Origin of the sequence: Pararhizobium capsulatum DSM 1112 (genome assembly GCF_030814475.1) — a bacterium.
Taxonomy (GTDB): Bacteria; Pseudomonadota; Alphaproteobacteria; order Rhizobiales; family Rhizobiaceae; genus Pararhizobium; species Pararhizobium capsulatum.
In genome coordinates this window covers 2,994,479-3,013,628 of record NZ_JAUSVF010000001.1, presented here as the reverse complement: position 1 = coordinate 3,013,628, position 19,150 = coordinate 2,994,479, and the positions used below count along the sequence as shown (strand labels likewise).

The window sequence follows — 19,150 nt, the reverse complement described above, 5'->3', positions numbered from 1 at the left end:
TATTCTTCAAAAATCATGCCAGAATTCAAAATCTTATAGGCAGATAACCGGTGTGGCGCCGGTTGTCTGCCGTAACGAAAAGATGACTGGACGCTTCCCAAAACCGCCTTATCTTCGGCTACACTGACGGTCGCACCTATCCGACGGGCCGTGTGCCGGCGGGCGGGCCGAAACCTGAAATCGAGAGGACCCCATGGCCTTGCCCATCCGTTCTGTTTTCTTCCGATCGACCGTAACGGCCCTGGCCCTCGTGACTGCCCTGCCTGCGACCTTGGTGCACGCCCAGACGACGACGCCTGCGGCGACGGTGCCGATGCAGGTGGTGCCCGGAAAATCGGCGCTGGCCGGACATGGACCGGAATCTGTTGCCGACCTCGCTGCCGGCCTGCTGGATGCGGTGGTCAATATCTCGACCTCGCAGAACGTCAAGAACGACGACAACGCGCCGATGCCGCAGGTGCCGGAAGGCTCTCCGTTCCAGGATTTCTTCGATGAATTCTTCAAGGGGCAGGGCGCTCCGGGTGATCGCCAGCGCACAGTCAGCTCGCTCGGATCGGGTTTCGTCATCGATCCCGCCGGCTATATCGTCACCAACAACCATGTGATCGAGGGCGCCGACGATATCGAGGTGAACTTCGCCAATGGGAGCAAGCTGCAGGCCAAGCTGATCGGTACGGATACCAAGACCGATCTGGCGCTGCTGAAGGTCGAGCCCAAGAAGCCGCTGACATCCGTTCCCTTCGGTGACAGCAAGACCATGCGGATCGGTGACTGGGTGATGGCGATCGGCAATCCGTTCGGCCTCGGCGGCACAGTGACGGTGGGCATCATCTCGGCGCGCGGACGCAACATCAATGCCGGCCCTTACGACAATTTCATCCAGACGGACGCGGCGATCAACCGGGGCAATTCCGGCGGCCCGCTGTTCAATATGAGGGGCGAGGTCATCGGCATCAACACGGCGATCATTTCGCCGAGCGGCGGCTCGATCGGTATCGGCTTTTCCGTGCCGACGGAGCTTGCCGAAAATGTCGTCAAGCAGTTGCGGGAATTCGGCGAGACGCGCCGTGGCTGGCTGGGCGTGCGTATCCAGCCCGTGACGGCGGATATCGCCGAAAGCCTGAAGATGGAGACGCCGAAAGGTGCACTCGTTGCCGGTATTGTCAGCGGCGGCCCCGTCGATGGCGGTGAGATCAAGACCGGCGACGTGATCATCAAGTTCGATGGCCGGGATGTCGTCGAGATGCGCGACCTGCCGCGGGTCGTGGCGGAAAGCCCGGTGGGCAAGGCCGTCGATGTGGTGATCATCCGCGACGGCAAGGAAATGACCGTGAAGGTCACGCTCGGTCGTCTTGAGGACGGTGAAGAGGCGGAAGCGGCGGTCGCAGAAGATACGCAGGGCGCTCAGGAAGGCACGGATCAGGCCGAGCCGCCGGCTGCGGATCTTCCGGTGGCTGACGAGGTTCTGGGCATGAAGCTTGCCGCGCTCGATGCCGAAAGCCGCAAGACTTACGGGATTGCCGAGGATGTCGAGGGGGTCGTGATCACCGATGTCGCGGCAGACTCTGCGGCTGCGGAACGCCGGATCGTGGCGGGTGATGTCATTGTCGAGATCGGCCAGGAAGCCATGCGGGCGCCCGAGGATGTTTCTGCGCGGGTCGAGGAGTTGAAAGCGGATGGGCGGCGGAACGCTCTTCTGATGATCGCCAACAAGACGGGCGAGCTTCGCTTCGTTACCGTGCGGATGGAGTGATCATCGCGCGCGCAGCTGTTGCGTGCGCCATTCGTTCGCCGTCAGCGCATAGAGGACATGCCGCTTCAGGTCCGGCGAGGTGTCCGGGACGCGGGGGTGATCGAAATCCCTTGCAGTGTCATGGTGCATGCCCAGACGCCGCATGACTGCGGTTGATCGCTCGTTCTGTGCGACGGCGAAGGATACGATCTCCGGAAGGCCAAGTTCCAGAAAGCCGTGACGCAGCAAGGCGTTGCCAGCTTCTGTCATATAACCCTTTCCCCAATGGGGCCGGGCGAGACGCCAGCCGATTTCGACTGTACCGGCCGGCAGGATCGGCTCACGATCCGGCTGATTGAGTCCGCAGAAGCCGATTGGCTGATCTCCTTCACGCAGAGCCAGGGCGAAGAAACCAAGGCCGGTTTCCTCGATGCGGCGGCGCGCCTCTTCCAGCAGCGGACCGCATTCGGCTCGTGTTCGCTGCCGGGGGAAGAAAGCCATCACCTCCGGATCGGAATTGATCTCATGGAACAGCGCCCGATCCTGCGGCGTATCTCGCCAATTGCGGATGAGAAGGCGTTCGGTTTCGGCAATCACATCACGAAGTCCGTCTTGCGATAGCCCTGAATGTAGAGAAGTGCCGTGAGGTCGCCGTGGTCGATGCGGATTTTCGCTTCTGCCGCAACGGCTGGCTTGGCGTGGAGTGCGACGCCCGCGCCTGCCAGATGCAGCATGCCGAGGTCGTTGGCGCCGTCACCGACGGCCATCGCCTCGGACGGGTCGAACCCGAGGGTCTTGCAGATATCGATGAGGGCATCGACTTTCGCCTGCTTGCCGAGGATCGGTTCGGCGACCGTGCCGCTGAGCACGCCGTCCTGTTCCAGCAGAATGTTGGCGCGGTTTTCGTGGAAGCCGATCCGGGCTGCGATCGGATTGGTGAAGACTGTGAAGCCGCCGGAGACGAGGGCGGTGTGGTGGCCCTTTGCCTTCATGGTGGCGACGAGTTCGAGCCCGCCTGACGTCAGCGTGATGCGCTTTTCGATCACGTCGCCGACGACACTGAGCGGAAGGCCCTTCAACAGGGCGACACGTTCGATAAGGGCGGGCTCGAAGGCGATTTCGCCGTTCATGGCCCGCGCCGTAATGGTTGCGACCTTGTCCTTGAGGCCGACTTCGGCTGCCAGTTCGTCAATGCATTCCTGACCGATCATGGTGGAATCCATGTCGGCGATCAGCAGCTTCTTGCGGCGGGTTTCCGCGTCCTGAACAATGACGTCGATCGGTTCCTGGCCGATGAGCGCGCGCAACTGCGTTTCGGCGGCGACGGGATCGGTCCCGTCCCTGAGCACGATATCGCAGGCTATGCCATCGGCGAGCCAGTAGAGACCCGATGCTGACAGGCTGTCCGCTGCTGTTTCCGCAAGGCGGGGTGTCAGCACGGGATTTGACGGATTGGCTACAAGCGTGGCAACGAAAGCCATGATGAAAAACCTTGAGAATGGACAGGACGCGATCCTGATAACCGGGCCGACCGCCAGCGGCAAGTCCGCACTTGCGGTTGAGCTTGCCGCTCGACATGGCGGCGTGGTCATCAACGCCGACAGCATGCAGGTCTACGATACCCTTGATGTGCTGACGGCGCGCCCCTCCGAGGCGGATATGGGAGGGGTCCCGCACCATCTCTATGGTCACGTACCGGCGGCAAAGCCCTATTCCACCGGAGAATGGATGCGCGAGGCCACGCTTCTCGTCGACCGGCTGCGGGGTGAGGGAAAGATACCGGTCTTTGTTGGCGGCACCGGGCTTTATTTCAAGGCCCTGACCGGTGGGCTTTCCGACATGCCGAAGATTCCTGCCGAAATCCGGGAGCGCATGCGGGCAAGGCTCGGGGAGGAGGGAGCCGAGGCCCTGCACGCCGAGCTCGCACTGAACGACGCGGAGACCGCCGAAATATTGAAGCCCGGGGACGGGCAGCGCATCGTGCGGGCGCTGGAAGTTCTGGCGGCGACCGATCGATCAATCAGGCATTTTCAGACGGGTAGCGGACCCGTCGTCATTGATCCCGAACGAGCCCTGAAGATCGTCGTGCTGCCCGAGCGGCAGGTTCTGCGGGAGCGGATCAACAGGCGGTTCGCCATTATGCTGGAAACCGGTGCGGTCGAAGAGGTAGGGGCGCTGCTGGCACAGGATCTGCCTGCGGAACTGCCTGTCATGAAAGCGATCGGGGTGTCCCAGATATCGGCGATGCTGAAGGGGGAGATGAGCGAGGCCGAGGTCATCGAAAAGGGCGCAGCAGCGACCCGGCAATATGCCAAGCGGCAGATGACGTGGTTTCGCAATCAGCTCCACGAAAGCTGGCAGCGTCTCGATCCATTGGCCCGGGGTTGAAGCCAGCGCCCGGCTCGCTGTTTTTGCGCATGTCGTTATCGCAAAACCGTGGCACACTTTTGCGCGACGTGCTTTACAGGATGAAATCGCCCGCTACCAACGTGATTGAGTCATCAAGATGGATGGCAAAATCGATTTTCTTGTCGCCGTTCACGTCGCCATAAATATAGGCATCGCTGCCCTGCTTGACGTAGCGCAGCTGGCCCGCGCTTCCGCTGAAATCGCCGGTTCCCTTGAAGGAAAATGACTGGTTGCCGGCGATTTTCGTGTTTGCATCGATCAGAGTCAGGTCGATCTTGTCTCCCTGTCCATGATCGAAGTCGAGGATGGTATCGCGGTCGGTTATCGTATTGGTTGAATCCCCGATTGCGCGATAGATGAACGTGTCGGCTCCGGACCCGCCAGTCAACGTGTCCGAGCCGGCGTCGCCAGCGAGCAGGTCCTTGCCGGCGCCTCCCTGCAGCTTGTCCTGGCCGTTTCCTCCCTGGAGGGTGTCGTTTCCATCGTCGCCATAAAGCGTGTCGTTGCCATCGCGACCGGAGAGCAGGTCGTTTCCGTTTCCGCCCCGCAAGGTATTGGCCACCTTGCTGCCGTAGAGAAAGTCCGAAAAATTCGAACCCAGCACGGATTCGAAGTTGAAGATCTGATCGCCCTGCGCATCGCCGCCGGATGCGGAGTTGGTGGCAAGGTCGATCTTCACACGGGCGTCGGATGTGCGATAGTCAAGCGTGTCGATACCCACGCCGCCGTCGAGATAGTCCCCACCGGCGCCGCCCCGAATTGTATCGTTTCCCGCCAAGCCCAGGATCTCGTTGAAGGCGCCGTTGCCGTAGAGCTTGTCGCTGTGGCTGGAGCCGCTCACATCCTCGAGCCGGTTGAAGGTATCGCCGGCTGCTGCTCCGCCACCCTTTCCCGTCTGCAGGTCCACAGTGACGGCCGCGGCCGCATACATGTAGCTCACGAGATCCTGACCGGAACCACCGTCGATGCTGTCCGCACCAAGGCCGGCAAAGACGACGTCGTCCCCCGTGCCACCCAGAACCGTCTTCTTGTCGCCTGCGACGCCAGTGGACAGGGTGATGGTGTCGTTGCCTGCTCCACCATCGACGCTGTCATTGCCGGCGCCGGTGTCGATGCGATCATCCCCCTGTTCGCCGTTGAGCGAGTCGTCCCCGCTTGCGCCGGAGAGGACGTCGCTGCCGTCGCCACCCCAGAGATAATCGCCGCCCGCTCCGCCGTCGATATCATCTGCTCCCGCACCCCCATAGATCGTGTCCCTGCCGGCGTCGCCGATGAGCAGGTCCGATCCGTCGAGGCCGGAAAGCAGGTCATTGCCGATGCCACCATAGATCTCGTCCCTGAGGTCGCCGCCGTTCAGGACATCATTGCCGCCGTAGCCGTAGATCTGATTGCGATCGTTCTTCGGGAGAGTGGGATTGTCGTCGCCGGACGTGCCCGTGTATTTGGTCATGGCAAAATTCCCTTTGGTCACAACATCATGTGTGAAAGGGTGTCAGTTTGCCGATTGGCCGGATCAGTGACAACGGATCAACAGGCCATTCCTTCGCATAGGTACGGATGAGCGCAATGCAGATTCCCGAGCAGAATGTTCTACTTTCGGATGATGCTGCTCAGCGGCTTCTTCAGGAGGCTTTCCCGCAGGGATTGCCGGGGCTGATCACCGGCTGGGGGAGGAGATGAGGCCGAGGGCGGGTAGGACGGCGTGCGCAGTTCCGCACGGCGGATTTCCGGGACAGGAGCCGGTGCGTCCTCGGCAAGAAGCTGGCTGCGGATCTGGTTGAAACGCTCAAGCTGCGGGTTCGCCTGTTCAGCTCGTGGCAGCATCGCCGGGTTATAGGGCTCGAGGACCACTTCCTCGCGCGGTGCTGGCGGTGGTGGAGTATAGCCCTGCGGCGGCGGCTGATAAGCCGGAGCGGGCGTCAGGCTGCGCGGGTCTTCACCGAAACCTGTGTCGTCGTCAGGCCCCATGCTGGCCATGTAGCTCTGCTGGAAATTCGAAATGTCAGGACCGCTCACGGCGCGCATGCGGGCAACGACGGTGCGCAGATCGATGGTCGAGGGATCTTCATCGGAGACCTGGGCGGTGACGCCGTTGGCCTTGGGCAGGTTCCTCTCCTCGACGCGGGTGAAGCGCATGCGCATGGGCACGGCGACGGCCTCCCCGAAGGCGATGGCCTCACCGTTGCCGATGGAGGAAATGAAGCTTGTCGTCGAGATCGACGAGTTCGGAATGGCCGAGCGGATGATATCCTGGTCCCGGTCGTTCGACAGGCGCATGGCGAAGACCGTTGAACACTGCGACAGGATCGTCGGATCGAGTTCGCCGGGGCGCTGGGTGATGATGCCGAGCGAGACGCCGTATTTACGGCCTTCCTTGGCGATGCGGGCAATGGCCTGGCGTGTCGGAACGAAACCAAGGGACGGATCGGAGGGCACATAACGATGCGCCTCTTCGCAGACGACCAGCATATGCACGCCGCCATTGCTCCACAGTGCGATTTCGAACGCCATGCGGCAGAGGACGGAGGCGACCGAGTTGACGACTTCCGAGGGAATGCCGGCAAGCTGGAAGGTGGTCACGGGGCGACCGTCACCGGGAATACGGAAAATCTTGGCGATAGTCTCGAGGATCGTGTCGGTGATCGTGTTCGAGGAGAACATGAAGTTGTAGCGCGGATCGTTGATCGCGCCGACGACCTTGACCTTGAGCGAGCGCAGATGCGGCTTGTCGTTGCGGCCTTCAAGGCGGCCAATGCGCTCGTCGATCATCGCCAGCAGGTCGGCCATGCGGTAGGGCACCGGCGTATCGGCGGTGATCGAGCTTTTCTCCGTCTGGCGGCGCATCAGCCCGCCTTCACCCTTGAAAGCTCTCTTTGCCTCCGGGATCACGTCGCGCAGGATATCGAGTTCTTCCGGCACCGCCGGCCGGCCGCGGAAGATGACTTCGGCGAACTCTTCAAGCTTCATCAGCCAGAACGGCAGGTCGAGCGTATCGGTATCGATGACCACGGCATGGTTGGGGAAGGCGGCGGCAAATTCGTTGTGCGGATCGAGAATCAGCACACGCAGCTTCGGGTCGGACTGGATCGCCTTGTGCAAGAGGAGGGTGACGGCGGTGGACTTGCCGACGCCGGTTGTGCCGACGATGGCGAAGTGCTTGGCGAGCATGGAGGGCACGTGGATGGCGGCATCGAGGCTTTCATCCTGCGTCAGGGTGCCGATAACACAGGTCTCGTCCTTGCCGGTATCATAAATGCGCGCCAGGTCGGCAGAGCGGATGCGGTGGGCGACGGAACCGAGATAGGGATACTGGCTGATACCGGCGGAAAACTCTTCCTTGCCTGAAGGGCCGACATGGACTTCGCCCATCAGTTCCACTTCGATACGGAACGTGTTGTCGACCTCTTCGCCCCATTCGTTGGTGGCGGTCTGCATCGAATAGACAAGGGCGACGACGCGGTTTTCGCCGACGGTGATCGAGATCAGCCGGCCTACGGACCAGAGTTCCGTAAGCGACGTCTCTCCTTTTTCGGCGATGGCAGCGATCGTTGCGCGCGAACCACTGCATGCGACGACCCGGCCCAGGAAACGGTTGCCCCTTTTCAGGGTATCACGCCGCTCCTGCTCGCCTGCACTGATCGAAGAATGGAGGTCGCTGTTCAGCAAAACACACCTATAGTCATGAATGCTTCATCCTAACGCGATGGTTTTAACAAGTTGTTTCGCGCCGCGGCACGCTGCTGTGCCATTTTGATCGCTGCAAAAGGCGTTGACGGAGCGGGACTTTGCCGTTAATGCTTCGCCCCATGAAAAATTTCTTTGCAATTCTTGTGGTGGGACGGCGCATGGGCAGGATGGTGTAACCATCCGGCGATAGCCACCCATGCGCTAGACGAGGCTCCTGACGGGGCCTTTTTTTATGCCTTCAAACACGATACTCACAGCCGAAACGCGGGATAGGGACGGAAACAGGCCAATGAGCGGTACAGAGACAAAGACGCCAAGCACCCAGGCAGCAGGCACCCAGATGACGGGTGCGGAGATTGTTCTTCAGGCGCTGAGAGACAATGGCGTGGAGCATATCTTCGGCTACCCCGGCGGCGCCGTGCTTCCGATCTATGACGAAATCCACCAGCAGGACGATATCCAGCACATCCTCGTTCGCCACGAGCAGGGCGCCGGCCACATGGCCGAAGGGTATGCCCGCTCGACCGGCAAGGTTGGCGTCATGCTCGTCACCTCCGGGCCGGGCGCGACCAACGCGGTTACGCCGCTGCAGGACGCGCTGATGGACAGCATCCCGCTCGTCTGCCTGTCCGGTCAGGTTCCAACATCGCTGATCGGCTCGGACGCCTTCCAGGAATGCGATACCGTCGGTATCACGCGGCCTTGCACCAAGCACAACTGGCTGGTCAAGGACGTCAACGAGCTCGCCGGCATCATCCACGAGGCGTTCCGGGTTGCACAATCCGGCCGTCCGGGTCCGGTCGTCGTCGATATTCCGAAGGACGTTCAGTTCGCGACCGGCACCTACATCCCGCCGTCTGCCGCGAAGATCCAGAAGAGCTACCAGCCGAAGGTTCAGGGAGACCTGAAGCAGATCGAGGAAGCTGTCGCGCTGATGATGACGGCGCGTCGTCCGGTCATCTATTCCGGCGGCGGCGTCATCAATTCGGGCAAGGAAGCCTCGCAGCTGCTGCGCGAGCTCGTCCAGCTCACCGGCTTCCCCATTACCTCGACACTGATGGGTCTCGGGGCTTATCCGGCCTCGGGCAAGAACTGGCTCGGCATGCTCGGCATGCACGGCACGTATGAAGCGAACCTTGCGATGCATGACTGTGACGTCATGGTCTGCATCGGCGCGCGTTTCGACGACCGCATCACCGGCCGGCTCAATGCCTTTTCGCCGAATTCGAAGAAGATCCACATCGACATCGATCCGTCGTCGATCAACAAGACCGTGCGCGTCGATATCCCGATCGTCGGCGACGTCGGCAGGGTTCTGGAAGACATGGTTCGGCTGTGGCGGGCGAAGGCCGGCGGCGTCGACAAGGCGCGCATGGACGACTGGTGGCAGAGCATCGCCCGCTGGCGTGCCCGCAATTCGCTCGCCTACAAGCCGAACGACGACGTGATCATGCCGCAATATGCGCTGCAGCGGCTGTTCGACCTGACCAAGGATCGCGACACCTACATCACGACGGAAGTTGGCCAGCACCAGATGTGGGCGGCGCAGTTCTTCGGCTTCGAGGAACCGAACCGCTGGATGACATCGGGCGGCCTCGGCACCATGGGTTATGGTTTCCCGGCGGCCATCGGCGTCCAGGTTGCGCATCCTGACAGCCTCGTCATCGATATCGCCGGCGATGCCTCCATCCAGATGTGCATCCAGGAAATGTCCTGCGCGGTGCAGTACAGCCTGCCGGTCAAGATATTCATCCTCAACAACCAGTACATGGGCATGGTGCGCCAGTGGCAGCAGCTGTTGCACGGCAACCGCCTGTCGAACTCCTACACCGAGGCGATGCCGGACTTCGTCAAGCTCGCCGAGGCTTATGGCGGCGTCGGTATCCGCTGCGAAAAGCCGGGTGACCTGGACGATGCGATCATCCGCATGATCGACAGCCCGGCACCGGTCATTTTCGATTGCCGCGTCGCCAATCTCGCCAACTGCTTCCCGATGATCCCTTCGGGCAAGGCGCACAACGAGATGCTGTTGCCGGACGAGGCCACGGACGAAGTGGTCGCCAACGCGATCGACGCCAAGGGCCGCCAGCTGGTTTGATGAGACAAGGACAGGATTAGCCACATGAATGCACATCTTCAGCCGACAGGCTCTGCCTACTTCATCGCCAAGGAAACCCAGAAGGTCGAAAAGCACACGCTGTCGGTCCTCGTCGATAACGAGCCGGGCGTTCTCGCCCGGGTCATCGGCCTGTTTTCCGGCCGCGGCTACAACATCGAAAGCCTGACGGTTTCCGAAACGGAGCATGAAGCGCACCTGTCGCGCATCACCATCGTCACCCGCGGCACGCCGCATGTGCTGGAGCAGATCAAGGCCCAGCTGGAACGAATCGTTCCGGTGCACCGGGTCATCGACCTGACGGTTCGTGCCGCCGAACTTGGCCACGACCGGCCGATCGAGCGCGAAGTGGCGCTGGTGAAGGTCGTCGGCGAAGGCGACCACCGCGCCGAGACGCTGCGTCTTGCCGATGCCTTCCATGCGAAGGTCGTCGATGCGACCGTCGAGCATTTCATTCTGGAGATCACCGGCAAGTCGTCGAAGATCGACCAGTTCGTGGCCGTGATGAAGCCGCTCGGGCTGATCGAGGTCTGCCGCACGGGCGTTGCCGCGATGAACCGCGGGCCGCAGGGCATGTGACGGTGAGTCTAAACAACCGGTTGAATCGATCGGTTGTTACCTGACCTGAAGCCGCTCAGATCATTTCGAGCGGCTTCTTTCGTTTCGGCGGTGCGAAGGCTGCGTCGAGGGCGCTCAGGTTCTCCAGTGTCAGGTGGATGTCGGCGGAGGCGCGATTTTCTTCGACCCTTTGGCGAGAGCTGGTCTTCGGAATGGCGATGACGCCGGGGCGGCTGATGACGAAGGCCAGCGCCACCTGCGCCGGTGTCGCCTGATGGGCCTTGGCGATGTGGACGAGTTCCGGGTGATTGAGAAGCCGTCCTTCATCCAAAGGCGAATAGGCCATGATCGGGATGCCGCGATCCGCACACCAAGGCTGGAGATCGTATTCGATACCGCGACGCGTAAGATTGTACAGCACCTGATTGGTGGCGACCTGCTTGCCGCCGGGCAGGGCGCTGATCTCTTCCATGTCGTCGACATCAAAATTGGAGACACCCCAGGTTTTGATCTTTCCGGCCTGTTGCAGGCGTTCGAAACCTTCCAGCGTTTCGTCGAGGCCGTAACTCCCGCGCCAGTGGAGAAGGTAAAGGTCGATTGTTTCCATACCCAGGCGCTTGAGGCTGGCCTCGCAGGCGCGGATGGTGCCAGTAGTGCTGGCATTGGATGGCAGGACTTTCGAAACGATGAAGGCATCGCGGCGGCGGCCTTTGATCGCTTCGCCGACGACGGTTTCGGCGCCGCCATTGGCGTACATCTCAGCCGTATCGATGAGCGTCATGCCAAGATCGAGGCCATGCCGCAGGCTTGCCGCCTCTTCTTTCGCACGGTCGGCACGCTCGCCCATGTGCCATGTTCCCTGGCCGAGAACGGGTACCTGAGCGGCTGATGGAAAGGTGGTCGTTGGAATGGCGGATGTCATGCAAACGTCCTCGGGCTGATGCGGTGTGCTCGTGAGATCGGGCTGCTGCCGGAGAAGGTATCGCATTCCGTGGGCTTCTTCAGCGCCCCCTTGCTAATTTTTATGTCGTGCGAAGGCTCCTCTCCGGGATTGAGTCTCCAGTGAAGGAAGCGCGCGCAGCCAAGGGGATCTCGTCTTTTTGTCACCATGACAAGTTTCGGGTGGCTACAGCTGATAGGTCAGTTACGTTGACCTAAAAGTTGGGGAGGTTACGATCATGCATGCCGACACGCTTCTGGCGTTGTTTCTCTTCGCCTTCACGACATCGATCACGCCGGGTCCGAACAACATGATGCTGTTTGCCTCGGGGGTGAATTTCGGTTTCGTGCGGACGATCCCTCATATGTTCGGGATCGGTGCGGGCTTCCTGTCGCTGCTGATTGCCGTTGGCCTCGGGCTCGGTGCATTGTTGCACTCGGTGCCGCTTTTCTACACGATCCTGAAATTTGCCGGTGGTGCTTATCTGATCTGGATCGCATGGAAGATTGCAACCTCGCGCAGCCTGTCCGAAGGAAGCGCGGGAGCAGAGCCGATGAGCTTCTTGCAAGCATCGGCGTTTCAATGGGTCAATCCGAAGGCCTGGGTCATGGCGGTTTCGGCGATGGCGACCTATACGAATGAGCAAAGCTACCTGACGAGCGTTGTCATCGTCGGGCTGATCTTTGCCATCGTCAACGTGCCGAGCGTCTCCACCTGGGCGGGCTTTGGCTCTGCGCTTCGCGAGTGGCTGTCGGATCCGGTCCGGCTCAAATGGTTCAATATCACCATGGCGGTCTTGCTCGTCGTCAGCCTTTGGCCGATGCTGAAATAGCATCCGGAATCGTTTCGAAAACAGTCAGCGAGTGTGTCATGCACGATCACGACGACGACCATTACCACGATCACGACAACCACTTCTCCGACATGCAGGCGCGGGTGAAGGCCCTGGAGACGGTGCTGACCGCCAAGGGGTTGATCGATCCGAAGGCGATCGACGCGATTGTCGAGACCTATGAAACGAAGATCGGGCCGCGCAATGGCGCGCGTGTGGTGGCGAAAGCCTGGGCGGATCTCGAATTTGCGCAATGGCTGAAGGATGATGCCACGGCGGCGATTGGCAGCCTCGGCTATACCGGCCGGCAGGGCGAGCATATGCGCGCCGTGTTCAACACGCCGGAAACCCACAATCTCGTCGTCTGCACACTCTGCTCCTGTTACCCGTGGTCCGTGCTCGGGCTGCCGCCGGTCTGGTACAAGGCGCCGGCCTATCGCTCGCGCGCGGTCATGGATCCGCGGGGCGTGCTTTCTGAATTCGGGTTGACGCTGCCGAAGGGACAGGCAATCCGAGTGTGGGATTCGACGGCCGAGCTTCGGTATCTCGTCATCCCCGAGCGACCCGCGAATACGGATGGTTTGAGCGAGGAGCAGCTTGCGGACCTCGTCAGCCGCGACGCCCTGATCGGCACGGCAATTGTTCGTGTGCCGGAGGCTGTCTGATGAACGGCCCTCACGATCTTGGCGGCCAGCATGGTTTCGGAGCTGTCGCACCGGAAAAGAACGAGCCCATTTTCCATGCCGAATGGGAAAAGCGGGCGCTGGGGCTGACGCTTTCGTGCGGTGCCTTCGGTGCCTGGAATATTGACGAAAGCCGGCATGCGCGGGAAAACATCCCCCCTGCCACTTATCTTTCAGCGAGTTATTACGAGATCTGGATCCGGGCGCTGGAAACGCTGCTGGAGCGCCATGGCTTTGCCACGGCGGAAGAGATCGACAGCGGTGTGATGACCGAGCCCGGTGCGCCCCCAAAGCGGGTACTGAAGGCTGATATGGTCGCGGGCGTGCTTGCCAAGGGCGGGCCGTGCGACAGGCCGGCTTCGACGGCGGCCATCTTTGGGCCGGGTGACCGCGTCCGTACCCACAATTTCAATCCCGAGACCCATACGCGGCTGCCGCGTTATGCCCGCGGTCGCGTTGGCACCATTGAGGCGGTGCGAGGCTCCTTCGTGTTTCCCGACGACAATGCCCACGGCTGGGGCGAGAATCCGCAATGGGTCTATACGGTTGTCTTCGATGGCCGGGAAGTCTGGGGCGAGGGGGCCGAGCCGGGGCTGACGGTGTCGATCGACGCCTGGGAGAGCTATCTTGAGCGCGCCTGATCTTTCGAACTCGCTTTCCGGCATGCCGGAGTTGCCTGTTGGCGGCGATGGGGCGCCTGTCTTTGCCGAGCCGTGGCAGGCGGAGGCCTTTGCCATGACCGTGCGGCTTCACGAGCGCGGCGTGTTCTCCTGGAGCGAATGGGCAGAGGTTCTGTCACAGGAGCTTTACCGGCCCGGACGGTGCGCCGATGGCAGCGACTATTACGAATGCTGGGTGGCGGCGCTCTCGCGCATTCTCGCCGAACTATCGATCGTGCGTGGCGACGATCTCGACCACCTGACCGCTGCGTGGCAGCGGGCGGCAGAGGCCACGCCGCATGGCAAGCCGATCCTTCTGGAAAACGACCCTATCGGCAAGGGCGCAGCCTAATCATCACCGATAATTTTCGACGGGCTTGCGCCTGTTCGAAACTTATGCTTTATATAACCAATTGGTTTTAGAAATGATTGGTTATGAAATGCAGTCCATCAGTCAACTGGATGCGACATTTGCCGCGCTTGCCGACCCCACCCGGCGCGCGATCCTCGCGCGGCTGGCGCTGGGGGAGGCGTCGGTTAACGAGCTTGCCGAACCTTTTGCGATGAGCCAGCCGGCGATTTCCAAGCACCTGAAAGTGCTGGAGGGGGCCGGCCTGATCTCGCGCGGCCGTGACGCCCAGCGCCGGCCCTGTCGCCTCGAGGCGGCACCCCTTTCTCAAGCGGGTGACTGGATCGATGCCTATCGCCGTTTCTGGGAAGTGCATTTCCAGCGTCTCGACGTGCTGCTGGAGGAAATGAAAGCAACGCCGCAAACGGGCGGCCCAAAAGAGGGAGAATGAGACATGGTCGATAATGCCCTTAAAATTTCCGCGATGAACGACTGCGAAATCGTCATGAGCCGGGTCTTCAATGCCGAGCAGCCACTGGTCTTTGCGGCCTTCACCGAGCCGAAACTGCTGAAACGATGGTTCTTCGGACCGGATGGCTGGTCGCTCAAGGTCTGTGAGATCGACCTCAAGGTTGGAGGTGCTTTCCGCTACGTCTGGCGTAAAGACGCCGATGGCACTGAGATGAGCATGGGCGGTGTCTACAGGGAACTCGAGGCACCCCGGCGGATCGTCCATACCGAGGTTTTCGAAATGGACTGGACCTGCGGAGAAACGCGGGTGACGACGTTGTTCGTGCCTCAGGATGGCCGTACGACTGTTACCACGACCATCCTTTATTCTTCGACTGGCGCGCGTGATGCAGTTCTGAAATCGCCGATGGAGAGCGGTGTCGCCGCAGGTTATGATCGCCTGGAGCGGATACTGCCGGACATGGCAGCCGAAACGGTTTGAAGACACCTCCGAAATCGGGATTGATGGCGCCGCCTGTCCGAGATGGCAGGCGCGTTGCCGTCACGGTGTCAGCTTTCGAATTGCCGATAGCATTCTTCGGCAATCTGCTGCAGGCGGGCGCGGGTGAGCTCGCCGGTCACGGCGTAGCCGATCTCTCCATCGATCCAGTAGAAGGTTTCCAGCGCGCCGTTGCTGGCGAAGCGGAAACTCGTTTCTTCGTTGACGGGGTTGCGACCGAGCAGGACGGTGAGGCGTTTGCCGTTGCCGTCCTCATACATCAGCATGGCCCCCGCCTTGCCGCTGACAGGAAGCAGACGGCCTCCAACGAGATGGAATCCGTCTTTCGTGAGGTCGGGCGCGCGCAGCTTGTAATCCAGCCGTTTGCCAAGCCAGGCAACAAGATGAGCCTCCTGATCAGCGCCGACTTCCACGGGATGGCGAACCTCTTTTGTATAGATAAGATAGGCCGAGTTGGCCTGTGCGGGCAGGTCGTCCAGCGCTGAGGCAATCTGCTGCGGAGGTGCGGTGGCAAGCAGCCTGTTGCCATAGATGCCGGTTGCTGTGCCGGCGAGAAACAGCAGCAGGCCCGCAGCGGCGGCCGATAGCCAGCGAGGCAGGCCACGAGGAACTGGGGCAACATTGGCGACGAAACGGCGATCCTGATCATCGGTGCGTGCATAATCGCTGAAAGCTATACGCAGGCCCTCAGCCTGGCTCTGCCATTGCCGGATATCCTCGGCGGCATCCGGATTGTTTGCAAGCCAGGCTTCGACGGCCTGTCGTTCGCTTTCGTTCAGGAAGCCATCGACATAAGCGTGCAGGTCGTCTTCGGTGACCGTGTTGTTTTCGGTGTTCATTTCGGTCTCCGCAGGGGAACGATATTGCTCAGCGCCAGGTGTTCCGTCATCTGCCGGCGCGCGCGGGAGAGCCGCGACATCACAGTGCCGATCGGCACGGAAAGCGTGTCGGCCACCTCCTGATAGCTGTAGCCCTCGACGACGACGAGCATCAGCACGGCGCGATAATCGGGTGAAAGCGCGTTGATCGCCTGATTGAGCCTTTGCTTTTCCAGCGGGTCGCCCAGCGGCGCTTCCGACTGGTCCTGCTGGGGCAGCGGTGTCGTTTCGTCGCTGAGTTCGACGGGTGGATGCAGTCGTGCCCGGCGATAGCCGTCGCGATAGAGATTGGTCATGATCGTGAAGGCCCAGGAGCGCAGGCTGCCGCCGCGCCATTGGGCACGGCGGACGAGCACTTTCTCGACGCAATCCTGCAGCAGGTCCTCGCCATCGGCATCCGAACGGGCGAGGCTGCGGGAATAGCGACGAAGGAGCGGGATGAGCGAGAGGACCTGTTCCTCGAAGGGTTCGGTCTTCATGCCCGGCCTGTCCGTATCGCGAGAGAGATCATCAGGGACGCGCGGCATCCCAAACGTCCTTCACGCCGTCGCCGGTAGCGTCGCCCTGTTTCGCGTCCTTCACCCAGAAATAGAGAGGCATGCCCTTGAGTGCCCATTGCTTCTTGCCATCCTTGCGCTCGACCAGCGTATAGTCGCCTTCCGCCATGGCTGAAGCGCCAGCGAAGTAAGGCGGCCAATTCTTGGCGCATTCATCATAGCAATTGGACTTGCCGCTTTCATCCTTCTTGAAGGTGTAGAGCGTCATGCCGTTTTCAGCAGCAATCACATCACCCTTGTCGGACTTGACCGTCTGGACGGGCGGGGCAGCCATGGCTGGCAGGACTGCCAGAAGCGAAAAGCCGGCTGCGAGAGACAGAATGGTTTTCATGGAAATATCCTAGCTGGTGTTTCCTCCGTGCCGTTTCATGCGACACGAAGCTAGGACTGACGAGGGCCGGGTTTTATTCCCGTGTTTCTCGAAATAGTTTTCTCAGCGCTTTGGTTTTGCTCCCGGCTTTGCCGCCACGAAACGCGCCAGGCTCGGGCCGATTGCCATGATGAGCAGCAGGCGCGTGGTCTGCAGCGACATGACGAAGGCGATGTCGACATTGCTCGATGCGGCGATGATGGCGATGGAATCCATGCCGCCGGGGCTGGTGGCAAGATAGGCCGTCAGCGGATCGATGCCGAGCGTGCGGGTGAGAATGAAGGCGAGTATGCCGGAAAAGCCGATCAGGACGAGGATCGACAGGACTGTCGGCAAAAGGGCGCGTCCCGCATGGGCGATGATTGGGCGGGTAAAGCCGAGGCCGATGTTCCAGCCGAGCAGGGCATAGCTGATCGCCAGCAACCATTCGGGGATCTCGATGACCATGAGGCCACTCATGCTCAGCGCCGAACCGATCAGGAATGGAAACAGGAAAATGCCGGCGGGAATGCGCAGCGTGTTGCCGAGGAAACCGGCGATGGCGGCAAGCGCCAGCGTTTCGGCAAAGGCGATGGGATCGATCGGCCCGAACCAGACGATCGCAGGCGCAGCACCATCGATACCCGCCCAGTAGCGTGCGACGAGCGAGGCTGCGGCGGCAACGAAGACGACGCGCAAGTATTGCATGAAGGCGACGAGCCTGACATCGGCGCCATAGGCATCGGCCATGACCAGCATCGTGGTGGCAGCGCCAGCAGACGAGCCCCAGATGGCGGTGGTGCCGGGCAGGATGCCGAGCCGGCTGATCGCATAGCCGGACAGCGTACTCATCGCGATGACGGAACCGATGATGGCGAGGAACAGCGGGGCATTGGCGAGCAGGTTGCCGAGGATACCGGGCGTGATGGACTCGGCGATCATCGTGCCGATCAGCGCCTGGGCGCAGTAATAGAGCGGGCGCGGCAGACGGATCGTGGCGCCATTGATGCCGCAGACCGCGGCGGCGACCATCGGACCCATCAGCAGGGCAGCGGGGATGCCGACAAGCTCCAGCAGGACGGCGAGGAAAAGAGAAAGAACAAGAAGGATGGCCCATTGCGGGGCAGGATGCCAGCGGCCCATCCCTGAGCGAAGCGGCTTGCTCTCCTCGGATCGCATTTCGCCCCGAGGCTCTGGCGGTCCCGATTTTTCGGGAGGGATGAGAGGATAATCCGGTTCTGTCACGCTGATGTCCTTTGCGCCGTCGTGATAACGGCATCACCGGGGATTTCCAAGGCGCGCGTGCCGCGGATGCGAAATATTGCCACACAGTCGGAAAGATCCTGCGAGGCGCGGGGGCGGAAAACCGATCCCTCGCTCCGACTTCAGGCAAAGATCGCCGTTGCGCCGGTGACATAGAGAATGGCGACGGCGACGACGCTGCTGACGATCTTCTTGCTCCTGGCCAGCGCGGCGGTGCCAAGGAGGATGTAGTAGATCAGGTTGAGAGCAGCCCAGAGCGCGATGTCCGAGGGGGGCCACGGCGTCTTGAAGGCGATGATTGCCGGCGGAACCTGAGTGATCAGGTTGCTGGCGAGCACGCAGAAGATCACCACGCGCCGGTGTTCCATGATGTGTCTGTCCAGCGTGTCATTTTCCGTGGCTTTCGGGAAAACCTGCGTGGCTGCGAAATAGTAGAGCAACGCGACCAGCGCCACTGCGAGCGCTATCGGATAGCTGACTTTCTCGAGGTCGCGATACGCCCAGGCGTTCATCCAGAAGGTGATCAGATCGACGAGCAGGAGGGCGCCGAACAGGGGGGCGACGACGCCTATCCTGCGGCTGTGGCGTTCGTCATAGGCGCGCGAGAAACCGGACACGACCTCGGCAACGGCCAGGCCGAGCAACAGGCCGTAAAAGCCGAACATGAAACCGAATGCGTCGCTCATCGAATCCTCTTTGGCAGATTTAATTGTTCGCCTGACAGTAGAGGCGCGCGAATGAGTCGGAAAGTCAGGTTGGAGCCACCGGGAAGAGCGATTACCGGGAATTGTCTGCGGGGTGTTGCGGTCGCTCGATCCCCCTTTAAAAACAACAAAGCCCGCGACGGGTGTCGCGGGCTGCGCCGTTGAATTGTCGTTATCGTTATGGCGTGTCGATTGCCATTCTGGCCTTCTGCATTGCCATGACGCAATCATCGACCTTGCCGGCCTGCATGGCCATCGTCGCATCGCCGATTGCAGCCTGCGCTGCGGATTTCTGGGCGTCACTTGGTGCCTTTTTGACGTCGGCCTTCAGATTTTCCATGTTCGTCGCATCGCAGGTCATCGGCAAGGTCTGTGCGTAGCCCGCACTCGATAATGCGATGGTTGCGGCGGCGGCGAGAGTCATGATTTTCAACACGGCAGTTTTCCTCCGGGATGCAAATGAG

The 19,150-nt window shown here is 61.2% G+C and carries 21 protein-coding genes; 10 read left to right on the top strand and 11 right to left on the bottom strand.

All coding sequences use genetic code 11. From position 1 onward, the window contains the following. The first annotated feature begins 193 nt into the window (after nt 1-193). Nucleotides 194-1,753, top strand: coding sequence for a DegQ family serine endoprotease (locus tag QO002_RS14710; protein ID WP_370878496.1), 1,560 nt, complete (start codon nt 194-196; stop codon nt 1,751-1,753). Here QO002_RS14710 and QO002_RS14705 read toward each other — a convergent pair whose 3' ends face one another. Together QO002_RS14705 and serB are read right to left on the bottom strand one after the other, a co-directional pair. Continuing rightward, entirely contained in the window at nt 1,754-2,329 is a 576-nt protein-coding gene (locus QO002_RS14705) for a GNAT family N-acetyltransferase (protein WP_307230921.1), read from the bottom strand. Further along, entirely contained in the window at nt 2,326-3,213 is an 888-nt protein-coding gene (gene serB, locus QO002_RS14700; RefSeq protein WP_307230919.1) for a phosphoserine phosphatase SerB, read from the bottom strand. The genes QO002_RS14705 and serB overlap by 4 nt, the downstream gene beginning before the upstream one ends. On the opposite strand from serB, the gene miaA reads away from it, so the two are divergent. After that, on the top strand, nt 3,212-4,120 hold the full coding sequence (gene miaA / locus QO002_RS14695) for a tRNA (adenosine(37)-N6)-dimethylallyltransferase MiaA (RefSeq protein ID WP_307230916.1): 909 nt from the start codon (nt 3,212-3,214) through the stop codon (nt 4,118-4,120). The genes serB and miaA overlap by 2 nt on opposite strands. Before the next feature lie 73 nt (nt 4,121-4,193). Here the strand turns inward: miaA and QO002_RS14690 are convergent, their stop codons facing one another. Further along, nucleotides 4,194-5,591, bottom strand: coding sequence for a calcium-binding protein (locus tag QO002_RS14690; RefSeq protein WP_307230914.1), 1,398 nt, complete (start codon nt 5,589-5,591; stop codon nt 4,194-4,196). Between the two features lie 140 nt (nt 5,592-5,731). After that, the gene (locus QO002_RS14685) at nt 5,732-7,807 is read right to left on the bottom strand and encodes an ATP-binding protein (protein WP_307230912.1); all 2,076 of its coding nucleotides are present in this window, start codon (nt 7,805-7,807) and stop codon (nt 5,732-5,734) included. Nucleotides 7,808-8,117: 310 nt separating this feature from the next. Between QO002_RS14685 and QO002_RS14680 the strand changes: the two genes are divergently transcribed. Continuing rightward, the gene (locus tag QO002_RS14680; RefSeq protein WP_307230910.1) at nt 8,118-9,926 is read left to right on the top strand and encodes an acetolactate synthase 3 large subunit; all 1,809 of its coding nucleotides are present in this window, start codon (nt 8,118-8,120) and stop codon (nt 9,924-9,926) included. Between the two features lie 24 nt (nt 9,927-9,950). Then, nucleotides 9,951-10,523, top strand: coding sequence for an acetolactate synthase small subunit (ilvN, locus tag QO002_RS14675; protein WP_307230908.1), 573 nt, complete (start codon nt 9,951-9,953; stop codon nt 10,521-10,523). Nucleotides 10,524-10,578: 55 nt separating this feature from the next. On the opposite strand, the gene QO002_RS14670 is transcribed toward ilvN, so the two are convergent. Next, on the bottom strand, nt 10,579-11,424 hold the full coding sequence (locus QO002_RS14670) for an aldo/keto reductase (RefSeq protein ID WP_307230906.1): 846 nt from the start codon (nt 11,422-11,424) through the stop codon (nt 10,579-10,581). Between the two features lie 256 nt (nt 11,425-11,680). Here QO002_RS14670 and QO002_RS14665 point away from each other — a divergent pair, with 256 nt between their 5' ends. The 6 genes from QO002_RS14665 to QO002_RS14640 all read left to right on the top strand — a co-directional run bounded on the left by QO002_RS14665 (nt 11,681) and on the right by QO002_RS14640 (nt 14,917). Next, complete coding sequence (locus QO002_RS14665) at nt 11,681-12,274, top strand: LysE family translocator (RefSeq protein WP_307230904.1); 594 nt, start codon at nt 11,681-11,683, stop codon at nt 12,272-12,274. A 38-nt stretch (nt 12,275-12,312) separates the two neighbouring features. Then, nucleotides 12,313-12,939, top strand: coding sequence for a nitrile hydratase subunit alpha (gene nthA / locus QO002_RS14660; protein WP_307230902.1), 627 nt, complete (start codon nt 12,313-12,315; stop codon nt 12,937-12,939). Next, entirely contained in the window at nt 12,939-13,598 is a 660-nt protein-coding gene (gene nthB, locus QO002_RS14655) for a nitrile hydratase subunit beta (RefSeq protein ID WP_307230900.1), read from the top strand. The genes nthA and nthB overlap by 1 nt, the downstream gene beginning before the upstream one ends. Before the next feature lie 22 nt (nt 13,599-13,620). Beyond that, nucleotides 13,621-13,968 (top strand): nitrile hydratase accessory protein, encoded by a 348-nt coding sequence (locus QO002_RS14650; protein ID WP_307233410.1) that lies wholly within the window; start codon nt 13,621-13,623, stop codon nt 13,966-13,968. A gap of 88 nt (nt 13,969-14,056) precedes the next feature. Then, nucleotides 14,057-14,416, top strand: a complete 360-nt coding sequence (locus QO002_RS14645; protein WP_370878550.1) for an ArsR/SmtB family transcription factor — start codon at nt 14,057-14,059, stop codon at nt 14,414-14,416. 3 nt (nt 14,417-14,419) lie between these two features. Next, nucleotides 14,420-14,917 carry an SRPBCC family protein gene (locus tag QO002_RS14640; protein ID WP_307230898.1) on the top strand — a complete coding sequence of 166 codons (498 nt, stop codon included), beginning with the start codon at nt 14,420-14,422 and terminating at the stop codon, nt 14,915-14,917. Between the two features lie 68 nt (nt 14,918-14,985). Here QO002_RS14640 and QO002_RS14635 read toward each other — a convergent pair whose 3' ends face one another. From QO002_RS14635 to QO002_RS14610, 6 genes are all read right to left on the bottom strand, one after another. Continuing rightward, nucleotides 14,986-15,774, bottom strand: a complete 789-nt coding sequence (locus tag QO002_RS14635) for an anti-sigma factor family protein (protein ID WP_307230895.1) — start codon at nt 15,772-15,774, stop codon at nt 14,986-14,988. After that, nucleotides 15,771-16,340 carry an RNA polymerase sigma factor gene (locus QO002_RS14630; RefSeq protein ID WP_370878495.1) on the bottom strand — a complete coding sequence of 190 codons (570 nt, stop codon included), beginning with the start codon at nt 16,338-16,340 and terminating at the stop codon, nt 15,771-15,773. The genes QO002_RS14635 and QO002_RS14630 overlap by 4 nt, the downstream gene beginning before the upstream one ends. After that, nucleotides 16,324-16,701 carry a COG4315 family predicted lipoprotein gene (locus QO002_RS14625; RefSeq protein WP_307230893.1) on the bottom strand — a complete coding sequence of 126 codons (378 nt, stop codon included), beginning with the start codon at nt 16,699-16,701 and terminating at the stop codon, nt 16,324-16,326. The genes QO002_RS14630 and QO002_RS14625 overlap by 17 nt, the downstream gene beginning before the upstream one ends. Nucleotides 16,702-16,803: 102 nt before the next feature. Then, the gene (locus QO002_RS14620; RefSeq protein WP_307233404.1) at nt 16,804-17,898 is read right to left on the bottom strand and encodes an AbrB family transcriptional regulator; all 1,095 of its coding nucleotides are present in this window, start codon (nt 17,896-17,898) and stop codon (nt 16,804-16,806) included. Between the two features lie 206 nt (nt 17,899-18,104). Further along, entirely contained in the window at nt 18,105-18,668 is a 564-nt protein-coding gene (locus QO002_RS14615) for a hypothetical protein (protein WP_307230891.1), read from the bottom strand. A 196-nt stretch (nt 18,669-18,864) separates the two neighbouring features. Beyond that, nucleotides 18,865-19,122, bottom strand: a complete 258-nt coding sequence (locus QO002_RS14610) for a hypothetical protein (protein WP_307230889.1) — start codon at nt 19,120-19,122, stop codon at nt 18,865-18,867. Between the last annotated feature and the right edge of the window lie 28 nt (nt 19,123-19,150).